Annotated in this window: 7 protein-coding genes and 1 pseudogene; 2 read left to right on the plus strand and 6 right to left on the minus strand. The window is 71.2% G+C overall.

Annotated features, from left to right (window positions below):
• Positions 1 to 149 (minus strand): SDR family NAD(P)-dependent oxidoreductase (locus FV228_RS23695; RefSeq protein ID WP_147856812.1); only part of this gene is annotated, 149 nt, incomplete at its 3' end.
• Positions 150 to 310: 161 nt separating this feature from the next.
• Here FV228_RS23695 and FV228_RS23700 point away from each other — a divergent pair.
• Together FV228_RS23700 and FV228_RS23705 are read left to right on the plus strand one after the other, a co-directional pair.
• A complete protein-coding gene (locus FV228_RS23700; RefSeq protein WP_147856813.1) occupies positions 311 to 973 on the plus strand; it encodes a TetR/AcrR family transcriptional regulator in 663 nt (220 codons plus the stop codon).
• Between the two features lie 274 nt (positions 974 to 1,247).
• The gene (locus tag FV228_RS23705; protein WP_147856814.1) at positions 1,248 to 1,526 is read left to right on the plus strand and encodes a type II toxin-antitoxin system RelE/ParE family toxin; all 279 of its coding nucleotides are present in this window, start codon (positions 1,248 to 1,250) and stop codon (positions 1,524 to 1,526) included.
• 14 nt (positions 1,527 to 1,540) lie between these two features.
• On the opposite strand, the gene FV228_RS23710 is transcribed toward FV228_RS23705, so the two are convergent.
• The 5 genes and pseudogenes from FV228_RS23710 to FV228_RS34390 form a co-directional block, all read right to left on the minus strand.
• Positions 1,541 to 1,885 carry a DUF1330 domain-containing protein gene (locus FV228_RS23710; RefSeq protein ID WP_147856815.1) on the minus strand — a complete coding sequence of 115 codons (345 nt, stop codon included), beginning with the start codon at positions 1,883 to 1,885 and terminating at the stop codon, positions 1,541 to 1,543.
• Positions 1,886 to 1,947: 62 nt separating this feature from the next.
• Positions 1,948 to 2,640 carry an orotidine-5'-phosphate decarboxylase gene (pyrF, locus tag FV228_RS23715; RefSeq protein ID WP_147856818.1) on the minus strand — a complete coding sequence of 231 codons (693 nt, stop codon included), beginning with the start codon at positions 2,638 to 2,640 and terminating at the stop codon, positions 1,948 to 1,950.
• Between the two features lie 69 nt (positions 2,641 to 2,709).
• Entirely contained in the window at positions 2,710 to 3,063 is a 354-nt protein-coding gene (locus FV228_RS23720) for a BrnA antitoxin family protein (RefSeq protein ID WP_147856816.1), read from the minus strand.
• Positions 3,050 to 3,328 carry a BrnT family toxin gene (locus FV228_RS23725; protein ID WP_187277882.1) on the minus strand — a complete coding sequence of 93 codons (279 nt, stop codon included), beginning with the start codon at positions 3,326 to 3,328 and terminating at the stop codon, positions 3,050 to 3,052. The genes FV228_RS23720 and FV228_RS23725 overlap by 14 nt, the downstream gene beginning before the upstream one ends.
• Before the next feature lie 58 nt (positions 3,329 to 3,386).
• A pseudogene (locus FV228_RS34390) lies at positions 3,387 to 3,501 on the minus strand (uracil-DNA glycosylase family protein); the annotation flags it as partial.

Consider the following 3,501-nt stretch of genomic DNA (forward strand, 5'->3'; position numbering starts at 1 on the left):
ACCCGGGCGGCGGTCTCGCGGATGCCGGCCTCGTCGGTGTGATAGGTGATCGCCACGTCCGCCCCCTCCCGGGCGAACAGCTCCGCGGTCGCCTGCCCGATGCCGGAATCGGCTCCGGTGATCAGGGCTCGCTTGTCGGTCAGGATCATCGTGCGTGCCTCGTGCGTGCGCCGCCGTGCAGGCGGCCGGATGCCGGGGCAATGGGTCGGACCCGGGAGGGTTCCGGCCGCGCCGACCCGCCGCGGGCGAAGCCGGCTCCCGGGAACCGGGGGTCTTTGACGCCCGCCGCGCCCGTGCCCTACTGAGGGGCATGTCCCTGGATGTTCCGACCCCCTCGCTCGCGGAGGAGAGCGCGCCGACCACCCGCTGCCGCATCCTGGCGACGGCGGCGGGCTACTTTCGCGAGATCGGCTACCAGAAGACCACCGTGGCGGACATCGCCCGGACGCTGAAGATGAGCCCGGCCAACGTCTACCGGTTCTTCGAGTCGAAGAAGGCGATCAACGAGGCGGTGCTGGAACGGCTGATCGGCGAGATCGAGGCCCTGGTCTCCGAGGTCGCCGCCCGCCCGGGCCTCGGCGCCACCGAACGCCTCGTGGCGGCGATCGACCTCCTGCACCGCGACTGCACGCGGCGCTGCGAAGAATTTCCCCGGCTCCACGAGATGGTCGAGGCGGCCATGGGCGAGAGCTGGGAGGTCTGCCGGCACCACATCGCCCGGGTCACGGCCGGGTTCGAGCGCATCGTCCGCGACGGCGTGGCCCGGGGCGAGTTCGAGGCGGCCGACCCGGCGGAGGCGGCCGCCTGCATCCATGCCGGCATCGCCCGCTACACCCATCCGCTGCTGGTCGGGCAGACCGCACTCCAGCCGGTCCCCTCGCTGGAGGCCATGACGGCGTTCCTGCTGCGGGGCCTGGCGCCGCGGGGGCCAAGCGGTGCCGGACCGGCGCAAGGCGCGCGTCAAGCCAGGTGACGCCAGCTTCGGCTGCACTTCCACACAGGCTTGCGTGGTCTTATGCTAGACGCATGACGCGCCGCCTCCCTCCTCGCACGACGGCCTTGACGGGCAACCGCAGCGTGCTGCGTCCAGCAGACACAACAGCCCCTCCTGTCGGCATCAACCACGACTCGCCCGAACCGATGAGCGATGAGGAACGCGCCGCTGCGCAACGCGGCTTGGCCGACCTACGCGCGGGCCGGTTCGCCACAGCGGCAGAAGTCGAAGCCGCGTTCCGCCGCTTCAGACCTTGAGGATCATCTACACCCGTGCGGCCCTCGCAGATATCGACGGCATCGTGGACTACCTCATGCTCCGCAATCCCCGCGGCGCCGCCAACGTCGAAGCAGATATCCAAACCGCGATCGGCCGGTTGAGCGTCCACCCCTTCAGCGGGCGCGCCCAGGACGAAGCGGGCGTGCGCAAAGCAGCCTCATCCCGCTACCGATATCGCGTCTTCTACGCGGTCGATAATGCCGCCAGCGTTGTCCAGGTGCTGTCGATCCTGCATCCGTCCCGACAAAGCTAAGCTCAGCGACGGCCCTATTCCGAGGCCCGCCCGGCCTCCGGCGCGGGCTCGGACACGCTCGGCTGCGGGCCGTCATAGCCCTCGATCACCAGGATCTCGGCCTCGACGCCGCCGCGCTGCTTGGCCTTGGCCGCCTGGTAGAGGTCGGAGTTCCAGCAAGCGAGGGCGTCGGCGTAGCTCGGGAACTCGATCACCACGTTGCGGGAGCGGGGCTGGCCCATCACCGCCTCGAAGGCGCCGCCGCGCACCAGGAAGCGCCCGCCGTGCTTGGCGAAGGCGATGCCGTTGGCGGCCACGTAATCCTTGTAGGCCTCCGCGTCGCGGACATCGACCCGCGCGATCCAGTAGCCCTTCGCCATCCTGTGCCTCATCGGTTGCGGGGTTGAGATGGATTCCGGCCGCCCGAAGGCAATGCCGGGCTTCAGGCCAGCTCGGCCACGATCGCCTGCGCCACGGCACGCGGGTCGGCGGCGCCGGTGATCGGGCGCCCGACCACCACGTGGTCGATCCCGACCCTGCGGGCGTCCCCGGGGGTCATCACCCGCTTCTGGTCGCCGGCCTCGGCGCCGGCCGGGCGGATGCCCGGGGTGACGATCAGCCGGTCCGGCCCCACGATCCGCCGGACCGAGGCCGCCTCGGCCGCCGAGCAGACGAGCCCGTCGATGCCGATCTCGGCGGCCTGGGCGGCCCGCTTGGCGACCAGTTCGGCCACCGGCAGGGCGTAGCCGGCCTCCGCGGCGTCGGCGTCGTCGTAGGAGGTCAGCACCGTCACGGCCAGGATCTTGAGGCTCGCGCCCCGGCCCCGCACGGCCGCCCGCATGGTCTGCGGATAGGCGTGAACGGTGAGGAAGGTGGCGCCCAGGCCCGAAGCCGAGCGCACGCCCTCCTCGACGGTGTTGCCGATGTCGTGGAGCTTCAGGTCGAGGAACACCTTGAGCCCGCGCGCCGCCAGCCGCTCGGCGAGCGCCAGGCCGCCGGCGTAACCCAGCCGGTAGCCGATCTTGTAGAAGGTCGCGGCATCGCCGATCCGGTCGATCAGCGCCTCGGCCTCGGGCACGCCCGGGAGGTCGAGGGCCACGATCAGGCGGTCGCGGGGGTCGGCACTCTCGGTCATCGCGGCGTCCTTCGGGCTGGCGGCACGGACCACGCCGCGGCGATCCCTGTCAATCAGGACCGGAGCCTATCAGCCGCGCTTGCCGGCCTTGGCGCGCCGCCTGCCGCGTACGAGGCCCTCGGCCAGGGCTTCGTTCATGCGCGCCTGCCAGCCGGGACCGCCGGCCTGGTAGGCGGCGAGCACGTCGGGATCGACGTTCAGAGTGAGTTGCACCCGCCCGGTCTCACCCTGCGAGGGACTCCCTTGAGTCAGGGCGGCGTAGACGGCGGGCGGAAGCACGTCGCGGGCCGGGCGCAGGCGCGCCAGTTCGGCGTCAGTCAGTTCCGCCGAATCGGGATTGTTGGCGATGGACGCCTGGAGAAGCGCCTCCTCGGTATCGCTGAGCGGAGGCGCCCTTCGCTTGGTCGTGTCACGCGTCGTCATAGGCCTTCCGCTCCTTCCGGCTGGCCGGGCGCAGGCTGATCGCCGAAACCGCCTCCGTTCCGAGCACCGCGAACGTGAGAGTCACGAGTTGCGCGTCCAGGAAACCGACGGCCTTGAAGCGGCGCCCGCCCGTCTTGCTCGCGTGGGTCTCGCTGACCAGGGCGGTCTCCCATTCGAAACGGGCCTGCGCGTCGGCGAAATCCAGGCCGTGCCCCTCGGGCGGAGGCCTGAGGTTCCTCTGACGCTTCGGCTCGTCCCAGATCATCCGCACCCGATTTTGTAGCGCCCGGATGGCGGGACCGTCGAGCCTGTTCAGGGCCCGCTCACCCGCCCAGCACCCGCGCCACCTCCGCCTTGAGCACCGGCAGCAGATCCGCCTCGAACCACGGCTCGCGCTTGAGCCAGCCGTTGTTGCGCCAGGACGGGTGGGGCAGGGGC

This window comes from Methylobacterium sp. WL18 (genome assembly GCF_008040015.1).
Classification (GTDB): domain Bacteria; phylum Pseudomonadota; class Alphaproteobacteria; order Rhizobiales; family Beijerinckiaceae; genus Methylobacterium; species Methylobacterium mesophilicum.